This is a genomic window from Vogesella lacus (genome assembly GCF_979366295.1).
Genome location: NZ_CEETQT010000010.1, coordinates 104114 through 120904, shown reverse-complemented (window position 1 = coordinate 120904; position 16791 = coordinate 104114). Strand labels below are relative to the sequence as shown.

The following is a 16791-nucleotide window of genomic DNA, read 5'->3' as shown; positions in this document are numbered from 1 at the left end:
GGCAATGTGAGATCACTCTGGAAGGCCGGCTTGCTGGCCCTGAGTCTGGCGCTGCCGACACATGCGGCTGACATCAAGCTGGGTTATGTTAATACCGAGCGTGTTTACCGCGAGGCACTGCCGGCGCTGAATGCGCAGAAAAAGCTGGAGAAGGAATTTGCTGTGCGTGAGGCCGAGCTGAAAAGGTTGGCCGCACGTGGCAAGGAACTGGAATCGGCTGTTGCCAAAAGCAAGGCGGGTGAAGATCGCAAGGCACTGGAGCGCGAGCTGTCTTCGGTCGAGCGTGAATACGCCGCCAAGCTGCGCGATTTTCGTGACGATCTGAACCAGCGTCGTAATGAGGAGTATGCGGCGGTGCAAGAACGTGCCAACCGCATCATCCGCGCAATTGCCGACCGCGAGCAATTCGATCTGATCCTGCAGGACGTGGTGTATATCAATCCGAAGTACGATATTACGACCAAGGTACTGAAGGAACTGGAAAAGTAAGCCGTATCGTCCTGTCCTTTTTACGCGAAGCCGGCCTGGGCCGGCTTCGTTGTTGATGAGTCAAATGAAACTGAGCGAAATTGTCGCTACCCTCGGTGGCGAATTGCATGGCGAAGATCGCGATATCGCGCGGCTGGCACCGCTGGATGAGGCGCAGCCTGACGAGCTGAGCTTTCTGGCCAACCCCAAATACCGCAGCCAGCTGGAAGCCAGTCAGGCGGCTGCCATCATCATCAAGCCGGCGCTGTTGCCCATTGCGGCCAACGTTGGCCGCAGTCTGATCGTGACGGCAGATCCGTATCTGTACTTTGCCCGCGTTGCCACGCTGCTTACGCCGCCGGCTGGCGCGCAAGGCGGCGTCCATCCGCAAGCCGTGGTGGGTGAGGGCAGCCGCATTGCCGCTAGTGCCGAAGTGCGCGAGCTGGTCAGCATTGGTCGTGATGTACGCATTGGCGAGCGCTGCATTCTGCATCCTGGCGTGGTGATCGGTGATGACGTGAAGCTGGCTGACGACGTGGTGCTTTACCCCAATGTCACGATTTATCACGGCTGCCGTATCGGTGCGCGGGTGATCATCCATTCCGGTGCGGTGATCGGTGCCGACGGTTTCGGTAATGCCTGGCAGGGTGATGGCTGGTTCAAGATTCCGCAGACCGGCGTGGTGGTGATTGGGGATGATGCCGAGATCGGTGCCAATACCACCATCGATCGTGGTGCGCTGCGCGATACCGTGATCGGTCGCGGCGTACGTCTCGATAACCAGATCCAGGTGGCCCACAATGTCCATATCGGCGAGCACACCGCGATTGCCGGTTGTACCGCGATTGCCGGCAGCACCCGCATCGGCGCGCGCTGCACGATAGGCGGCGCGGTGCGCATCATCGGCCACCTCGACATCGCCGATGGCACCCATATCGGTGCCGGTACCCTGATTTCCAAATCCATCAGCAAGCCGGATGCCTATACCGGGGTTTATCCGATGGCGACGCACAAGGAGTGGCTGGAAAACGCCGCCCATGTGCGCCAGCTGGGCAAGCTGGTGGCCCGTGTCAAACAACTCGAAAAAACGCTTGAAAGCGTGCTGCAAAACAAGGATTCAAACCATGACTGATGCCGTAAACCAGACTGAAAGCGCTGCCGTAAATATCGATGTACGCGAGATCATGCGCTATCTGCCGCATCGCTATCCCTTCCTGCTGGTAGATCGCGTAACCGAGTTCGTACCGAACAGTCGCATCAAGGCGCTGAAGAATGTGACCATCAACGAGCACTTCTTCGCCGGTCACTTCGAGCAGTATCCGGTGATGCCGGGCGTGCTGATCATCGAGGCGCTGGCGCAGGCTGCCGGCATTCTGTCCATCCGCAGCGCCGGCGACCGTCCGGAAAACGAGCTGTACTTCTTTGTCGGCATCGACAATGCGCGCTTCAAGCGCCAGGTAGTGCCGGGCGATCAGCTGGTATTCGAAGTCGAGCAGCTGTCGATGAAACGCGGTATCGCCAAGTACAACGCGCGTGCGCTGGTTGATGGCCAGGTGGCGTGCGAAGCCCAGATCATGTGTGCAAAACGCGAGGTGTAAACATGGCGATTCATCCGACAGCCATCGTGGCAGAGGGCGCGCAGATTGCCGCCGATGTCGAGATTGGCGCTTACAGCATCATCGGTGCCCATGTCAGCATTGACAGCGGCACCTGGGTTGGCCCGCACGTCGTCATAGAAGGCCATACCCGCATCGGCAAAAACAACCGGATTTTCCAGTTCTGCTCGCTGGGTGCGGTACCGCAGGACAAGAAATACGCCGGCGAACCGACTCGCCTCGAGATTGGTGACAACAACACCATCCGCGAATTCTGCACCTTCAATCTGGGTACGGCGCAGGACGGTGGTGTGACTCGTGTCGGCAACGACAACTGGATCATGGCCTATGTGCATCTGGCGCATGATTGTCAGGTCGGCAACAACACCATTTTTGCCAATAACGCCACGCTGGCCGGCCATGTGCACATCGGCGACTGGGTGATTCTGGGCGGCTTTACCAGCGTGCACCAGTTCTGCCATATCGGCGATCACGCCATGACGGCGTTCTCCAGCGCCGTGGCGCAGGATGTGCCGCCTTATGTGATGGCACACGGCAACCGCGCGGTGCCGGCCGGTATCAATGCCGAAGGTCTCAAGCGTCGTGGCTTCACCGCCGAGCAGATCCGCAATATCCGCAACGCCTATAAGTCGCTGTATCGCAAGGGCCTGTCTTTTGATGAGGCGCGTGCCGAGATCGTCGCGGCTGCCGCCAGCGGCCACAGCGAGCTGGATCTGTTTGTCCGCTTCTTTGACCAAGCTGGCCGGGGCATCATCCGTTAAATCATGAGTGACAGGCTGTTTACCCGTCAGGGTGCGCTGAAAGTGGCCATGGTGGCCGGCGAGGCATCGGGCGATATGCTCGGTGCCCATCTGATGGATGCCTTGCGCGCGGCGCATCCCGATATCGAATTTGCCGGTATTGGCGGCCCGCGCATGGTGTCGCGCGGGCTGAAAAGCCAGGTGCCGCAAGAGCGGCTGGCGGTGCGCGGCTATGTCGAAGTGCTGCGCCGCCTGCCGGAGCTGCTGAAAATCCGCAAGCGTCTGCGAGACACCTTGCTGGCCGAAAGGCCCGATGTCTTCATCGGCATCGATGCGCCGGATTTCAATCTGCAGCTCGAGCGCTGGCTGAAGCAGGGCGGTATTCCGGCGGTGCATTATGTCAGCCCGTCGGTGTGGGCATGGAGGCCGGAGCGGGTGCAGAAAATCGGTGATTGCGTCGATCAGGTCTTGTGCCTGTTTCCGATGGAAAAACCGCTGTATGACGCCGCCGGCGTACCGGCGACTTTTGTCGGTCACCCGTTGGCCGGCGAGATTGCCCTGCAGCCGGACAAACTGGCCATGCGCCGCACGCTGGGCCTGCCGGAAACAGCACCGGTGTTTGCGCTGCTGCCAGGCAGCCGTACCAGCGAGCTCGACTACATGGGCGGCCTGTATCTGGATGTCGCGCGCAAGCTGCATCAGGAATTTCCGGACGCGCAATTTCTGGTGCCCTTGGCGACGCGGCCAACCATGGACCAGTTCGATCGCCTGCTGACCGAACACAAGGCCTGGGATTTGCCGGTGCGCAAGCTGATTGGCCATGCGCAGATGGCGATGATCGCCGCCGACGTGGTGCTGGTTACCAGCGGCACCGCCACGCTGGAAGTGGCGCTGTGCAAGCGGCCGATGGTGATCAGCTATCGCCTGTCGGCGCTGACTTACCGCATGGTCAAGCGCAAGCTCAAGCTGCCTTATGTCGGCCTGCCCAATATTCTGACCAAGCGTTTTGTGGTGCCGGAGTTGCTGCAGAAGGACGCGACGGTGGACAAGTTGGCCGCAGCGGTGTCCGGTTTGTATCGCGACGAGGCTGGGCGGCAGGAGATTGTCGATACCTTTACCGAGCTGCATCAGAGCCTGCAAGCCGATACGGCACGGCTGGCGGCCGAGGCCGTACTTAAAGTGGCGAAAGTGCTCAAATGCTGATTGCCGGTGTGGATGAGGCGGGCCGTGGCCCGCTGGTCGGCTCGGTGTTTACCGCGGCGGTGATTCTGGATCCGGCACGGCCGATCGCCGGCCTGGCCGACTCGAAAAAGCTCAGCGAGGCGCGGCGCGAAGCGCTGGCGCTGGAGATTCGCGAGAAGGCGCTGGCCTGGTTTATCGCCCGTGCCGATGCACGCGAAATCGACAAGCTCAATATCTTTCAGGCCACCATGCTGGCGATGGTGCGGGCGGTAGATGGCCTCGCCATCACCCCGGACAAGGTGCTTATTGATGGCAACAAGATCCCCAAGACCCTGGGCATCGCCGCCGAGGCCATCGTCAAGGGCGATGCCAAGGTAGCCGAGATCTCGGCAGCCTCGATTCTGGCCAAGACGGCACGCGATGCCGAGATGATCGCGCTGGATGCCATCCACCCGCAGTATGGCTTTGCCCGCCACAAGGGTTATCCCACCGAGGCGCATCTGGCGGCTTTGGCCGAGTTTGGTGCATTGCCCGAGCATCGCGCCAGCTTCGCTCCGGTGCGTCTGCAGCTGGCTCAGCAGCAGGGCAGCCTGTTCTGATGTCGACGGGCGGCGAGGCGTTCAAGCGCAGCTTTGCGCCGGTGGTCACGGCCGAGACGCGACTGCTGATTCTCGGCTCCTTGCCCGGTGATGCCTCGTTGTTGGCCGGCGAATATTATGCCCACCCGCAAAACCAGTTCTGGCGCTTGCTGGCCGAGGTATCCGGCCAGACCTTGGCCGAGCTTGGCTATGAGCAAAGGTTGGCCGCAGTGACTGCATTGGGTGTCGGCTTGTGGGATGTGGTGGCCGAGGCGAAGCGTCAGGGCAGCCTCGATACCGCGATCCGCGAGGCGCGGCCGAATGCCTTGCTGCAGCTGATAGCGACCTTGCCGGCGCTGCAGGCCGTTGCCTTTAATGGCAAGACGGCGGCGCGTGCCTTGCCCGCGCTGCAACATCTGCCGCTGGATTTTCATGTGCTGCCGTCCTCCAGCCCCGCGCATACGCTGGCTTTCAGCAAAAAACTTGCAGAATGGCAGTTGCTTGACCGATATATGCAGAAGCAGGCCTGAATAATCTTGCCCGGGAGGCATGTATGCACCGCTACTGCATCTGGTTTGTCACGCCGGACGATCCGGCAACCCGTCGTATCGAAGTGAGCCTCGCTTCACCCATCTGCAATCATCAGGTGCTGGACAGGCTGGAAACCACCATCGCTGCTGATTGTCGGCTCTCCAGCATTCTGATTACCCACTGGCAACGTTTCGAGGATGAGCCGGCCGATCTGCGCGCCGCCTGACTACCTCGAATTGATGGCTGCCCCAAGGCTGCATCTGTGAGAAGATGCAGCTTTTCTAGTTTGTATCCTGTCTGATTATGCAAACCGTTGAACAAGCCCGAGAGTGGCTGCTGGCACGTGCTCGCAGCGTAGAAGAGCGTGAGTTGCTGGACTTGCTGGATGTGGCCGGCCGTGTATTGGCGCAGGACGTGGTGTCCGGCGTGGATGTGCCGCCGCAAGACAATAGTGCGATGGATGGCTATGCCGTGCGCAGTGCCGAGGCAGTACAAGCGTTGCCGGTGAGCCAGCGTATTCCGGCCGGTGCCGTGCCCGAGCCGCTGCAGCCGCAATCGGCAGCGCGCATCTTCACCGGGGCCTTCATTCCGGATGGTGCAGACGTGGTGGTGATGCAGGAACAGACCGAGTTGGCCGCAGATGGCAGCGTGGGCTTTACCGCTGCGGTGAAGGCTGGGCAGAACATTCGCCGTCGTGGCGAAGATGTGGCCAAGGGGCAGACCATTCTGGCTTGCGGCCAACGTCTGAATGCCGCCGATATCGGCCTTGCCGCCTCGGTGGGCGTGCCCAGACTGGCGGTTTATCGCAAGCTCAAGGTGGCGGTGTTTTTCACCGGTGACGAGCTGGTCGAGCCGGGCCAGTTGGCCGCAGCCGGCAAGATCTACAACTCCAACCGCTACTGGCTGGTGCCGGCCTTGCGTCAGCTGGGCTGCGAGGTGGTGGATCTGGGCATCATCCCTGACGAGTTGCAGGCTACGCGCAATGCCTTGCGTTATGCGGCCAGCAAGGCCGACGTGGTGATGACTTGTGGTGGTGTGTCAGTTGGCGAGGAAGATCACGTCAAGGCGGCGGTCGAGGCCGAAGGCGAGCTGCAACTGTGGAAGATCGCGATCAAACCGGGCAAGCCGCTGGCCAGTGGCCGTATCGGAGAGGCGGATTTCATTGGCTTGCCGGGCAATCCGGTGTCGGGCTTTGTCACCTTTGCCGTGCTGGTGCGTGACTTCCTGCTGGCGCGCATGGGTGAAATTGTAGCGAGCTGGCAGCCGCAGCAATACCTGCCGGCCGGCTTTGACTGGGTCAAGCCCGATCAGCGGCGCGAAGAGTTTCTGCGGGTGCGCATTGTCCAGCAGGATGGCAAGTTGCTGTTGCAGCGCTATCCGAATCAGGGTTCGGGCGTGCTGACCTCGTGTGCTTGGGCTGACGGTCTCGTGCGTCTGCAGCCAGGCCAGACGGTGGCGGAGGGAGATCTCTTGCCGGTTTATGCCCTGTGAGCCAGATCAGCTTCTGGCGTGGCGGGGTGCTGCTGGCCAGTGTCGAAGCGTGCGAAGGAGATCTGCTGATTGACGTCGCCCGCTTTCACGAAGTGCCCTTGCACTGGCGTTGCGGGCAAGGGACTTGCGGCACTTGCGTGGTGCATGTGAGCCACGCCGCGCAACCGGCGCATGCCCAACTCGGTAGCAAGGAGCGTAATGTGCTGCTGCGCGCCGGTTTTTGCACGGCAGCCGCAGCGCGCGAGCCGCAATGGGCGGATCTGCCCGATACCCCGCGCCTTGCCTGTCACCTCAAGGTGGCCGAGCAGGACTGGCAGGTTCATCTCGTCGGCTAGTCTCGTTCGGAAAACCGTATACTCTGTCTGTTCTTGTCCGGCAGCCCGACAGGTTGCAGCGGCAAGTCATTGAATTTCCAGTCTGTTCAACTTGGCATGAATAGTGCAAGGCAGCATCCCCCCAGTGATGGTGCCTGCACCCGATGTCCATTCTTCTAGAAAAGCTCATGCGTATCAGTTTGCGTAAGCCCTTGCTGATGACCAGTCTGCTCCTGGCGCTGGTCTTGCTTTGCAGCGCGCTGACCTACCAGTTTTCGGTCAGCAGCGGCATTGAGGCCTTGCGCGAACAGGGTAATCGCCAGCTGGAACTACACAGCCGCGGTATCGAAAGCGAGATCGAGCGCTTTGTTTGGCTGCCCGGCCTGTTGCAGTTGCATCCGGATACGCTGGCCTTGTTGCGCCAGCCGACGGGCGAGCTGCGCTCGACAGTCAATCATCATCTGGCGGCGATGAATGCGCGCAGCCACACGCTGGCGGTGTATGTGCTGGATACCAGCGGCCGGGTGTTGGCCGCCAGCAACTGGCGTCGCACCGACAGCTATGTCGGCGAGGATCTGTCCTTCCGTCCCTATTTTCAGGATGCGATGTCGGGCCGCCCCGGGCGCTTCTATGGTATAGGCAGTACGGTCGGCGAACCGGGCTATTATCTGTCGGCTCCGCTCTATGACAAGGGCCGTATTGTCGGCGTGGCGGTGGTCAAGGTGAAGCTTGGCCAGCTGGAGCTGGGCTGGCAGAAGGCGGGTTCCGATGCTTTCATCGTTGATGAAAATGGCGTGATTATTCTGGCGGCGCGGCCGGCGTGGCGACTTAATGTCGTCAAGCCGCTGACGCAGGAGCGACGCAACCAACTGGCACAAAGCCTGCAGTATCACTGGGCGCCACTGCCGGAACTGAACCTCAAGCAAAGGCTGGAGTTGCAGCCGGGGCTGGATCGTTGGGAGTTGTCGGACAAGGATGCGCCTCTGCTAAATCGTCTGTATCTGGTGCAGTCTCGTACGCTGAACGATACGCGCTGGCAGCTGACTCTGCTCAGCCCGCTGGGGCCGGTCAAGCAGGCGGCGTGGACGCATGCCATGCTGGCGGCAGCGGTAGTGGCTATTCTGACCCTGTTGCTGATTGCCTGGAACGAGCGGCGCAAGGTGATTGCCACCAGATTGGCCGCACGCGAGGCGCTCCAGCTGGCCAATAGCGAGCTTGAGGCCCGTATCACCAAGCGTACGGCCGATCTGAGTGCCAGCAACGACCGGCTGTTGGCTGAAATCCTCGAGCGCGAAGAGACCGAGCAGCATTTGCGCCGCACCCAGAACGAGCTGATCCAGGCAGGCAAGCTGGCGGTGATCGGCCAGATGTCGACCAGTATTGCCCACGAGCTCAACCAGCCGCTGGCGGCGCTGCGCACACTGTCGGGCAATACCGTGAAATTCCTGCAGCGCGGCAAGTACGATATTGCTGCGGCCAACCTTGCCACGATTGGCGAGCTGGTCGAGCGCATGGGCAAGATTACCGGCTCGCTGCGCTCGTTCGCGCGTCGCTCCGAACATGCCGGCGGCGAGGCGCAACTGACACAGGCGGTGGATGCGGCGCTGTTTCTGCTACAGCCGCGACTGGGGCGGCAGAAAGTGCTGATTCGTCGCGAGTTCGACGACAGGGTACTGGGCATAGACCAGACGCGACTGGAGCAGATTCTGGTTAATCTGATCGGCAATGCGCTGGACGCGGTGCAGGGCGTGCCAGAGGCCTGCATTCTGCTGGCAGGTGAGGCCGGCAGCGACAATGATTATGTATTGAGTGTGATCGACAATGGCCACGGGCTAGCGGATCAGGTAGTGCAACACCTGTTCGAGCCTTTTTACACCACCAAGCCGCAAGGCAGCGGCCTGGGTCTGGGCCTGACGCTGTCAGCCAGTCTGGCGGCGGCGGCCGGTGGTGATCTGCGCGCCAGGCCGCAGGCGCGGGGGGCGGCATTTGATCTGCGCCTGCCTTGTCATCAGCAAACGGAAAACGAGAAATGAATACAGATTTGCAAGTGCTGATTGTCGAGGATGATCCGCACGTCTTGCTCGGTTGTCAGCAGGCGCTGGCGCTGGAGGATATCGAGTCGCAAGGCGTCAGCAGTGCCGAGGCGGCTTTGCCGCTGCTGGAGGGGCAGTTTGCCGGCATCGTGATCAGCGATATCCGCTTGCCCGGCATGGATGGCCTGACGCTGTTGCAGCAGCTGAAACAGCGCGACCGCAGTCTGCCGGTGGTGCTGATTACCGGTCATGGCGACGTCAGCATGGCGGTGCAGGCGATGAAGGATGGCGCGTATGACTTCATGGAAAAGCCGTTTTCGGCTGACCGGCTGGTCGAGGTGGCCAAGCGCGCGCTTGAGCAGCGCCGGCTGAGTCTGGAGGTGCAAAGTCTGCGTCGCCAGCTGGATGGCAAGCAGGTGCTGGAGCAAAAACTGATTGGCCGTTCGCCGGCGATGAGCCGGCTGCGCGAGCTGATTCTCAATGTGGCGGATACCGCGGCCAACGTGCTGATTCATGGCGAGACCGGCACCGGCAAGGAGCTGGTAGCCAGCTGTCTGCATGATTTCAGCCGGCGCAGCAACCACCAGTATGTGGCGATCAACTGTGGCGGCCTGCCGGAAAGCCTGTTCGAGAGCGAGATTTTCGGCCACGAGGCCAATGCCTTTACCGGTGCCGGCAAGCGCCGCATCGGCAAGATCGAACATGCGCACAAGGGTACGCTGTTTCTCGACGAAGTCGAAACCATGCCGATCAATCTGCAGATCAAGCTGCTGCGCGTGCTGCAGGAGCACAAGCTGGAGCGGCTGGGCAGTAATCAGGCGGTAGACGTTGATTGCCGCTTGATTGCGGCGACCAAGGAAGATCTGGATCAGCTGTCGCAGCAGGGCAAGTTTCGCGCCGACTTCTACTACCGTCTGAATGTGGTGTCGCTGGAGATTCCGCCGCTGCGCGAGCGTCGCGAGGATATTCCGCTGCTGTTTGAATGCTTCCTGCAGCAGGCAGCGCTGCGTTTTGACCGCGAACCGCTGGATATCGATCGCAAGACGTTGGGGCAGCTGATGGCGCATGACTGGCCGGGTAATGTGCGCGAGCTGCGCAATGTGGCCGAGCGGTACGCGCTGGGTCTGCCGGCGTTCAAGAGTGGTGGCGAGGTGGCTGCCAGTCCGAGCCTTGCCGAGTGTGTCGAGGCCTATGAAAAGAGCCTGATCGTCGAGGCTTTGCGTCGACATGGCGGCAATCTGAGCCAGGCCAGTCAGGCGTTAGCCATGCCGAAGACGACGCTGTTCGACAAGGTGAAGAAGTACGGCCTGCAGGGCTGAATTTTCACCAGGTGCAGATAAAAAATGCGGCCAAGCTTGGCCGCATTTTTTTCTTGCTTACAGATCGTCTTCGCTGTCGAAGTCGTCGGCAAAGTCGTCATCGTTCAGCGGGTCGCCAAGGCCGGCGGCAACCAGATCCTCGCGCGTCAGCAGGAAGACGAAACCGTCGCCGCTTTGCGTCTCCATCCACATGAATGGCAGGCTGGGGTAGGCGGCCTCCAGTACGTCGCGGTTGTGGCCGATTTCCACCAGCAGCACGCCGCGCGGGTTCAGCAGGCGGGCGGCATTCTGCAGGATCACGTGGGTGGCATCGAGGCCGTCTTCACCAGAGCCCAGCGCCAGTTCCGGTTCGTGCAGGTATTCTTCCGGCAGCGCGGCCACCGATTCGGCATCGACATACGGCGGGTTGGAGATGATCAGGTCGTAGGGCTCTTCGAGGCCTTCCACCAGATCGCTGTGAATCAGCTGGATGCGCTCTTCGAGGCCGTAGTTCTGCACATTGATGCTGGCCACTTCGAGGGCGTCCAGCGAGATGTCGACCGCGTCGACTTCGGCATCCGGATAGTGGTGCGCGAGCTGGATGGCCAGGCAGCCGGAACCGGTGCACAGATCCAGCGCGCGGTTGACCAGCTCGGGATGCTCGATCCACGGTGTCAGTGGCTCGCCCAGCAGTTCGTAGATGAAGCTGCGCGGCACGATCACGCGCTCGTCGACATAGAAGCGGAAGTCGCCCTGCCAGGCTTCGTTGGTCAGGTAGGCAACCGGCACGCGCTCTTCGCTGCGGCGGCGGATGTTTTCCAGCGTGCCGGCGATTTCTTCCGGCAGCAGGCGGGCATCAAGATAGGGCTCGAGCTGCTGGATAGGCAGATTCAGGCTGGAGAGCACCAGATAGGCAGCCTCGTCATAGGCATTGCCGGTGCCGTGGCCGTAGTTGATTTCGGCTTCGTTAAAGCGCGACACGGCAAAGCGCAAGAGGTCGCGCACGGTTTGCAGCGTGTTGGCGGCAGTGTCGTACATGATTGTCCTTTCGGCGGCGGGGCCGCGCGGTAAAAGCGAAAGGTTGGCCGCGGCCAACCTTGTCGGGGGCGGCCTTGCTCAGGCCGCCGAGGTGCGCATTATCGCTCAGAATGGCAGCGCTGCGGCAGTTTCCTTGGCCAGTACCTGGCGGAAATCGGCCTTGATGCGCTCCAGCGCGGCTTCGTTATCTGCCTCGAAACGCAGCACGATCACCGGCGTGGTGTTGGATGCACGCGCGAGGCCGAAACCATCGGCGTATTCCACGCGCAAGCCGTCGATGGTCACGATATTCTCGGCACCGGCAAAGCTGGCGGTTGCCTGCAGACGTTCGATGATGGCGTGGTTTTCGCCTTCGGCGGTCTTCAGGTTGAGCTCCGGGGTGGACAGCGCGTTCGGCAGAGCATTCAGCACGGCAGAAGGGTCCGCTACCTTGGACAGGATTTCCAGCAGGCGCGCGCCGGAATACAGGCCGTCGTCAAAGCCGTACCAGCGCTCCTTGAAGAACACATGGCCCGACATTTCACCGGCCATGCCGGCATCCGGATGTTCTTTCAGCGCGGCTTTCATGAAGCTGTGGCCGGTACGGTTGATCAGCGGCATGCCGCCTGCCTCGCGAATGGCCGGGGCCAAGAGGCGCGTGCATTTCACGTCGTAGATGATTTTGGCGCCAGGCTGGCGGCTGAGCACATCTTGCGCAAACAGGATCAGCTGGCGATCCGGCCAGATGATGTTGCCATCCTTGGTGACCACGCCAAGACGATCGCCATCGCCGTCGAAAGCGAGACCCAGCTCGGCATCGCCTTCACGCAGGGCGCGAATCACATCCTGCAGGTTTTCCGGCTTGGCAGGGTCCGGATGATGGTTGGGGAAGTTGCCGTCTACTTCGCAGAACAGCTCTTCGACTTCGCAGCCCAAATCGCGGAACAGACGCGGCGCGAAATCGCCGGGTACGCCATTGCCGCAATCGACCACAATTTTCATCGGGCGGGCAAGCTTGATGTCACCAACAATGCGCTGGTGATAAGCCTCGGCGATGTCGTGGGTGTGGTATTCACCCTGACCTTCGGCAAAGTCATTATTGATGATGCGCTGATACAGGGTCTGGATCCAGTCACCAGCCAGTGTGTCGCCGTCTAGCATCATCTTGAAGCCGTTGTAGTCAGGCGGGTTGTGGCTGCCGGTCACCATCACGCCGGAGTAGGTTTCCAGCTGGTAGGCGGCGAAATACAGCATCGGCGTGGCTACGCGGCCAACGTCAATCACGTTGACACCGCTGGCGCGGATGCCATCGGACAGGCGGCCAGCCAGTGCCGGGCCGGACAGGCGGCCGTCACGGCCGATGCAGATGGCCTTTACATTGCGCAGGCGCGCTTCGGAGCCGATGGCGCGGCCGATCAGGTAGGCGGCGTCTTCGGTCAGGGTGTTGTCGACGATGCCACGGATGTCGTAAGCCTTGAAAATGGATTGGGCGATTGTCATGTCGTGTTGATGTCTCAGGATTGAATGAAGGTCTGGCTCAGTTTGACGAGTGCATCCAGCTTGGCGCGAGCCTTGCCGCTGTCGATGGCTTCGCGGGCGAGGGTGATGCCTTCGGCGAGGCTGGTGGCCTTGCCGCCGGTGTAGATCGCGGCACCGGCATTCAGTATCACGATGTCACGGGCAGGGCCGGCTTGGCCATTCAGCACGGACAGCAGGATATCGCGCGATTGTTCGGCGGTGTCGGCACGCAGGGCAGCCAGCGGGGCGTAGGCTATGCCGAAGTTGGCCGGGTCGATGCGGTATTCGCAAATCTCGCCGTCTTTCAGTTCGGCCACCAGGGTTTCGCCGGACAGGGTGATTTCGTCGAGGCCATCTTCGCCGTGCACGATCATCACATGGCGACTGCCCAGCATTTTCAGTACCCGCGCCTGAATGCCGACGAGGTCGGGATGGAATACGCCCATTACCTGATTGGGTGCTGCGGCCGGATTGGTCAGCGGGCCAAGAATGTTGAAAATGGTGCGTACCGCCAGTTCGCGGCGAATCGGCGCAACATGCTTCATGGCGCTGTGATGATTGGGCGCAAACATGAAGCCGACACCGATTTCGTCGATACAGCGGCCAACCTGTTCTGCACTCAGGTTCAGGTTGACGCCGAGTGCCTCGAGTACATCGGCGCTGCCGGAGCTGGATGACACCGAGCGGCCGCCGTGCTTGGCGACCTTCACGCCGGCTGCGGCGGAAACAAAGGCTGCAGTGGTCGAGATGTTGAAGGTGTGACTCTTGTCGCCGCCAGTGCCGCAGGTGTCTACCAGGCTGCTGGTGTCACCCGAGACGGGGACGGCGGTGGCAAATTCGCGCATCACGGTGGCGGCGGCGGCGATCTCCGACACGCTTTCGGTTTTGACGCGCAGGCCGACCAAAATGGCCGAGATCAGCGGTGGCGACACTTCGCCACGCATGATCTGGCGCATCAGATCCAGCATTTCGTCGTAAAACAATTCGTTATTGTCGATCAGGCGATTCAGGGCGGCCTGTGGTGTGATCATGCATTTCTCCGTAACGGGGAAGGGCGGTTAATCAGGCAAATTCCTTGAGGAAGTTTTCCAGCATGCGATGGCCGTGTTCGGTCAGGATGGATTCCGGGTGGAACTGTACGCCTTCGATTGGCAGGGTCTTGTGACGCACGCCCATGATTTCACCATCTTCGGTCCACGCGGTGATTTCGAGGCAGTCAGGCAGGGTTTCGCGCTCGATCACCAGCGAGTGGTAGCGGGTGCAAGTGACCGGGTTTGGCAGGTCGCGGAACATGCCGATGTTGTGATGTGATACTGGCGATACCTTGCCATGCATCAGCTGTTTGGCATGGATGATCTTGCCGCCAAACGCCTGTCCGATGCTTTGATGCCCCAAGCAAACACCCATGATGGGTAGCTTGCCGGCGAAGTGATGAATGGCAGGTACCGAGATGCCAGCTTCGTTTGGTGTGCAGGGGCCGGGGGAAAGCACAAGATACTTGGGAGCCAGTGCCTCGATTTCAGCCAGGCTGATTTCGTCATTACGGAATACCTTTACCTCTTGGCCAAGCTCGCCAAAATATTGGACGAGATTGTAGGTAAAAGAGTCGTAATTATCGATCATTAATAGCATTTTTTGCGTAATCCTTTGATTTTAAAGGGTATCTTTTGCAAAATCCTGTATTGATACCCCCTAATATACCCCCTTTTTTCTTTGCTGGAGGTGGGTACTAGGACAATGCGCAGATGACTATAGATAATGAGTGACATAATAACCGATTCATCAGGCTCCAGAGGAGTGCATGTGCATGTGCATCGCAATCGAATTCGCTGGCCAACGCATCTCTTGGTCAAATGATGAAGTTCGCCTGCCGGTACTTCGCAGGGATGGGGGTATCGAGTGGATACCCTGGGGCTTGCCATACCCCCAAAAGCACGAGGCAAAAATTCCGGCTGGTGGATGGGCTCGACTTGAGTCGATCCAGGCGGGTAAGTGGAAGAAGTACGGTGTACATCCCGTCAAAATCCCGGCAGAGCGTTTTGCCGAGAGAGACTCTTCAGGTAACGAGCATTGGTTTCAAATGGGGGAGGGCGTCTTTATTCAAGGCGCGCTGATCAGATTGGCAAACCAGCATCAGATCGCAGAGCGTGGAGCGTGGCGATTCCACGTTTATGTCGTTACCCAGCCACCGACACCTGATATAGCTGTAGTCCACGACAGAATGCCAAGAATAGTTGTGGAAAAAAATATCGGATGAATACGTAATGATGACAGAGGGGTAGGGAGGAATGACCAAGGCTGAACGTTTAAGTGTCGAGTCTGAGGCAAGATCTGCTGTATCAGCAGTATTCCAGTGCTCGCCAACCTCGGAGAGGGTCAGATTCCCTAACATGGGTCCGACTCATGAGTTTGACATTTATGCTCCTGGCCGTCTTATTGGTGGCGTGAGTACCAGTCCCCTTAAGACTTCGGGTGGGAGCAACAACACTGGTGGTTTTGATCGAGCCTGTTCGGAATTATTGTGGTTGTCCCTATGGCCAGGCACTGAGCAGCGGATTCATGTTTTAGCTGATAAGCCAATGGCCGAGAAGCTGGTCTCGCGTTATAAGGGTGCAATCTTTCCTCACCGGATTGACATCTATCATTTCGATACCAATCAAAAGTCCCTGAAACATATTGGGGCTCTTCATAGCGAAGAGCAGTCTACCTAACTCCACCAAGGCCACGGTAGTCCGATCATCTCGACGCCCAGCAAGGTCTCCTCCGGGTCAAACTGAAAAACCAGCAGCAACAACCAGGGCATCAATAAGGCCGCTGCTGGTTTTCTTCCCTTGGGTCGCCATGCCAGGGCAATCGTCACCAAAGGCCACAACATCAAGCCGGCCAGTACCCACCAGGGTGCGACACGATAAGCATCAAACATCACATCTGGCAGCCACAACAGTAACTCACCTGCGTCATTCATATTGCATTACCTGCGCGTTTATCTAATATGAATATATATGACCGTCGCACGCTTTCAAGATCGCCACGCATATATGCATGACAACTACCCCGGAACGCCATTCCACAACAATTTGTTATATTGCCCCCAGTCAGGCGCCGCGCGCGCCAGGCAAAAAGATTCAGCCCCGCACCGGCAACGGTAGCGGGGCTTCTCGACGCTAAAGCACAAATTTATAGGCACAGGTGCAATATGCAGGTAAGCAAGGCTATACCAGTGAACCGCCGGCCACCTTGAACGCGGCCAATAGATGATCGAGGCTATGCTCATTCTGTCCATAACCTGCACCTGGTAACGATGCCCAACGGCTACGGCATTTGTGAATCGCGACAGTGATATCGCCTTGCCGTATATCGCCTAAGGCTCGGCATTCTCGAATGAGTTGCAGGGCGATGCGATCCTGATTTGCGGGACTGAAGCTTGAGAGACCCAGCTCCCGTCGGTAGTGGTCGTAGTATCGTGCGAGAATTTGATAACGACCGGCAGCAGTACTTTTGATACCGAGATTGGGTAGATTGATAACGCGTCGCGGATGATCCGTATAGCAGTCAAACAGAATGGGCTTGAAAGCAGTGCTACCAACAATGACGTTGTAGCCGTTGTCGCTTGAAGACAGCAATGGAGTGCCCAGCTCGGAGATTGCGATCATGTCCAGAAACGCCAGCACGTTTTTGCCGCCAGCTTCTTGTTCGGAAATGCGTGGCATGTTAACTCCCTCCTATGTTTTGCGCCCGGCGCTTGAGCCATGCCTCAATGAACTGCGCACCTAGAATGCCCAATGCACTCCCCATTCCTACCAGTGCGGGCAGGGGGAGGTTAGGGAACTGGGCCAGCGCTACGCCTGCGATCATGCTGGTACCACTTCCCAAGATCGCTCGGCCGATGATCAGTCGCGGTGTCAGGACCTCCGAACTGGTTAGCAGTTTGCCAATACCGATTACCGCACCAATGACCAGCAAATACAGCAAGCCTTTCTCATGCTCTTGCATGTTTCCCTCTCT

At 59.5% G+C, this 16791-nt stretch carries 20 protein-coding genes; 13 read left to right on the top strand and 7 right to left on the bottom strand.

The genetic code is table 11. The annotated features are described in order from the left end of the window. Positions 1-6 precede the first annotated feature (6 nt). The 12 genes from ACZ9W6_RS13940 to aauR all read left to right on the top strand — a co-directional run bounded on the left by ACZ9W6_RS13940 (position 7) and on the right by aauR (position 10272). Positions 7-489, top strand: coding sequence for an OmpH/Skp family outer membrane protein (locus ACZ9W6_RS13940; protein ID WP_465191769.1), 483 nt, complete (start codon positions 7-9; stop codon positions 487-489). Between the two features lie 64 nt (positions 490-553). Beyond that, positions 554-1600 (top strand): UDP-3-O-(3-hydroxymyristoyl)glucosamine N-acyltransferase, encoded by a 1047-nt coding sequence (gene lpxD / locus ACZ9W6_RS13935; RefSeq protein ID WP_465191768.1) that lies wholly within the window; start codon positions 554-556, stop codon positions 1598-1600. A 52-nt stretch (positions 1601-1652) separates the two neighbouring features. Beyond that, positions 1653-2066, top strand: coding sequence for a 3-hydroxyacyl-ACP dehydratase FabZ (fabZ, locus tag ACZ9W6_RS13930; RefSeq protein WP_465191861.1), 414 nt, complete (start codon positions 1653-1655; stop codon positions 2064-2066). A gap of 2 nt (positions 2067-2068) precedes the next feature. Then, the gene (lpxA, locus tag ACZ9W6_RS13925; RefSeq protein ID WP_465191767.1) at positions 2069-2845 is read left to right on the top strand and encodes an acyl-ACP--UDP-N-acetylglucosamine O-acyltransferase; all 777 of its coding nucleotides are present in this window, start codon (positions 2069-2071) and stop codon (positions 2843-2845) included. Positions 2846-2848: 3 nt separating this feature from the next. After that, positions 2849-4027 (top strand): lipid-A-disaccharide synthase, encoded by a 1179-nt coding sequence (gene lpxB / locus ACZ9W6_RS13920; protein ID WP_465191766.1) that lies wholly within the window; start codon positions 2849-2851, stop codon positions 4025-4027. Next, positions 4021-4605 carry a ribonuclease HII gene (rnhB, locus tag ACZ9W6_RS13915; protein ID WP_465191765.1) on the top strand — a complete coding sequence of 195 codons (585 nt, stop codon included), beginning with the start codon at positions 4021-4023 and terminating at the stop codon, positions 4603-4605. The genes lpxB and rnhB overlap by 7 nt, the downstream gene beginning before the upstream one ends. Then, a complete protein-coding gene (locus tag ACZ9W6_RS13910; RefSeq protein ID WP_465191764.1) occupies positions 4605-5114 on the top strand; it encodes a DNA-deoxyinosine glycosylase in 510 nt (169 codons plus the stop codon). Before rnhB ends, ACZ9W6_RS13910 begins: the two co-directional genes overlap by 1 nt. A 23-nt stretch (positions 5115-5137) precedes the next feature. Next, on the top strand, positions 5138-5341 hold the full coding sequence (locus tag ACZ9W6_RS13905) for a hypothetical protein (protein ID WP_465191763.1): 204 nt from the start codon (positions 5138-5140) through the stop codon (positions 5339-5341). 77 nt (positions 5342-5418) lie between these two features. Next, entirely contained in the window at positions 5419-6606 is a 1188-nt protein-coding gene (locus tag ACZ9W6_RS13900; RefSeq protein WP_465191762.1) for a molybdopterin molybdotransferase MoeA, read from the top strand. Next, complete coding sequence (locus tag ACZ9W6_RS13895) at positions 6603-6941, top strand: 2Fe-2S iron-sulfur cluster-binding protein (protein ID WP_465191761.1); 339 nt, start codon at positions 6603-6605, stop codon at positions 6939-6941. Before ACZ9W6_RS13900 ends, ACZ9W6_RS13895 begins: the two co-directional genes overlap by 4 nt. Positions 6942-7108: 167 nt before the next feature. After that, entirely contained in the window at positions 7109-8953 is a 1845-nt protein-coding gene (locus tag ACZ9W6_RS13890) for a sensor histidine kinase (protein WP_465191760.1), read from the top strand. Further along, positions 8950-10272, top strand: coding sequence for a two-component response regulator AauR (gene aauR, locus ACZ9W6_RS13885; protein ID WP_465191759.1), 1323 nt, complete (start codon positions 8950-8952; stop codon positions 10270-10272). The genes ACZ9W6_RS13890 and aauR overlap by 4 nt, the downstream gene beginning before the upstream one ends. A 57-nt stretch (positions 10273-10329) precedes the next feature. Here the strand turns inward: aauR and prmB are convergent, their stop codons facing one another. The 4 genes from prmB to ACZ9W6_RS13865 all read right to left on the bottom strand — a co-directional run bounded on the left by prmB (position 10330) and on the right by ACZ9W6_RS13865 (position 14418). After that, the gene (gene prmB, locus ACZ9W6_RS13880) at positions 10330-11289 is read right to left on the bottom strand and encodes a 50S ribosomal protein L3 N(5)-glutamine methyltransferase (RefSeq protein WP_465191758.1); all 960 of its coding nucleotides are present in this window, start codon (positions 11287-11289) and stop codon (positions 10330-10332) included. 105 nt (positions 11290-11394) lie between these two features. Next, the gene (locus ACZ9W6_RS13875; protein WP_465191757.1) at positions 11395-12768 is read right to left on the bottom strand and encodes a phosphomannomutase/phosphoglucomutase; all 1374 of its coding nucleotides are present in this window, start codon (positions 12766-12768) and stop codon (positions 11395-11397) included. Positions 12769-12782: 14 nt separating this feature from the next. Next, positions 12783-13817 (bottom strand): anthranilate phosphoribosyltransferase, encoded by a 1035-nt coding sequence (gene trpD, locus ACZ9W6_RS13870; RefSeq protein WP_465191756.1) that lies wholly within the window; start codon positions 13815-13817, stop codon positions 12783-12785. Between the two features lie 31 nt (positions 13818-13848). Further along, positions 13849-14418, bottom strand: coding sequence for an aminodeoxychorismate/anthranilate synthase component II (locus ACZ9W6_RS13865; protein ID WP_465191755.1), 570 nt, complete (start codon positions 14416-14418; stop codon positions 13849-13851). 175 nt (positions 14419-14593) lie between these two features. Here ACZ9W6_RS13865 and ACZ9W6_RS13860 point away from each other — a divergent pair, with 175 nt between their 5' ends. Further along, the gene (locus ACZ9W6_RS13860; RefSeq protein WP_465191754.1) at positions 14594-15043 is read left to right on the top strand and encodes a hypothetical protein; all 450 of its coding nucleotides are present in this window, start codon (positions 14594-14596) and stop codon (positions 15041-15043) included. Positions 15044-15493: 450 nt separating this feature from the next. Here ACZ9W6_RS13860 and ACZ9W6_RS13855 read toward each other — a convergent pair whose 3' ends face one another. The 3 genes from ACZ9W6_RS13855 to ACZ9W6_RS13845 form a co-directional block, all read right to left on the bottom strand. Then, the gene (locus tag ACZ9W6_RS13855) at positions 15494-15751 is read right to left on the bottom strand and encodes a hypothetical protein (RefSeq protein ID WP_465191753.1); all 258 of its coding nucleotides are present in this window, start codon (positions 15749-15751) and stop codon (positions 15494-15496) included. 247 nt (positions 15752-15998) lie between these two features. Next, a complete protein-coding gene (locus ACZ9W6_RS13850) occupies positions 15999-16496 on the bottom strand; it encodes a glycoside hydrolase family 24 protein (RefSeq protein WP_465191752.1) in 498 nt (165 codons plus the stop codon). A gap of 1 nt (position 16497) precedes the next feature. After that, positions 16498-16779, bottom strand: a complete 282-nt coding sequence (locus ACZ9W6_RS13845; protein ID WP_465191751.1) for a phage holin family protein — start codon at positions 16777-16779, stop codon at positions 16498-16500. Positions 16780-16791 lie beyond the last annotated feature (12 nt).

Excerpts from the sequence above, each read along its gene's own strand:
- lpxD (WP_465191768.1), top strand. The coding sequence starts at position 554 with ATGAAACTGAGCGAAATTGTCGCTACCCTCGGTGGCGAATTGCATGGC.
- fabZ (WP_465191861.1), top strand. The coding sequence starts at position 1,653 with ATGCGCTATCTGCCGCATCGCTATCCCTTCCTGCTGGTAGATCGCGTA.
- lpxA (WP_465191767.1), top strand. The coding sequence starts at position 2,069 with ATGGCGATTCATCCGACAGCCATCGTGGCAGAGGGCGCGCAGATTGCC.
- lpxB (WP_465191766.1), top strand. The coding sequence starts at position 2,849 with ATGAGTGACAGGCTGTTTACCCGTCAGGGTGCGCTGAAAGTGGCCATG.
- rnhB (WP_465191765.1), top strand. The coding sequence starts at position 4,021 with ATGCTGATTGCCGGTGTGGATGAGGCGGGCCGTGGCCCGCTGGTCGGC.
- ACZ9W6_RS13910 (WP_465191764.1), top strand. The coding sequence starts at position 4,605 with ATGTCGACGGGCGGCGAGGCGTTCAAGCGCAGCTTTGCGCCGGTGGTC.
- ACZ9W6_RS13905 (WP_465191763.1), top strand. The coding sequence starts at position 5,138 with ATGCACCGCTACTGCATCTGGTTTGTCACGCCGGACGATCCGGCAACC.
- ACZ9W6_RS13900 (WP_465191762.1), top strand. The coding sequence starts at position 5,419 with ATGCAAACCGTTGAACAAGCCCGAGAGTGGCTGCTGGCACGTGCTCGC.
- ACZ9W6_RS13890 (WP_465191760.1), top strand. The coding sequence starts at position 7,109 with ATGCGTATCAGTTTGCGTAAGCCCTTGCTGATGACCAGTCTGCTCCTG.
- aauR (WP_465191759.1), top strand. The coding sequence starts at position 8,950 with ATGAATACAGATTTGCAAGTGCTGATTGTCGAGGATGATCCGCACGTC.
- prmB (WP_465191758.1), bottom strand. The coding sequence starts at position 11,289 with ATGTACGACACTGCCGCCAACACGCTGCAAACCGTGCGCGACCTCTTG.
- ACZ9W6_RS13875 (WP_465191757.1), bottom strand. The coding sequence starts at position 12,768 with ATGACAATCGCCCAATCCATTTTCAAGGCTTACGACATCCGTGGCATC.
- trpD (WP_465191756.1), bottom strand. The coding sequence starts at position 13,817 with ATGATCACACCACAGGCCGCCCTGAATCGCCTGATCGACAATAACGAA.
- ACZ9W6_RS13865 (WP_465191755.1), bottom strand. The coding sequence starts at position 14,418 with ATGCTATTAATGATCGATAATTACGACTCTTTTACCTACAATCTCGTC.
- ACZ9W6_RS13860 (WP_465191754.1), top strand. The coding sequence starts at position 14,594 with ATGTGCATCGCAATCGAATTCGCTGGCCAACGCATCTCTTGGTCAAAT.
- ACZ9W6_RS13855 (WP_465191753.1), bottom strand. The coding sequence starts at position 15,751 with ATGAATGACGCAGGTGAGTTACTGTTGTGGCTGCCAGATGTGATGTTT.
- ACZ9W6_RS13850 (WP_465191752.1), bottom strand. The coding sequence starts at position 16,496 with ATGCCACGCATTTCCGAACAAGAAGCTGGCGGCAAAAACGTGCTGGCG.
- ACZ9W6_RS13845 (WP_465191751.1), bottom strand. The coding sequence starts at position 16,779 with ATGCAAGAGCATGAGAAAGGCTTGCTGTATTTGCTGGTCATTGGTGCG.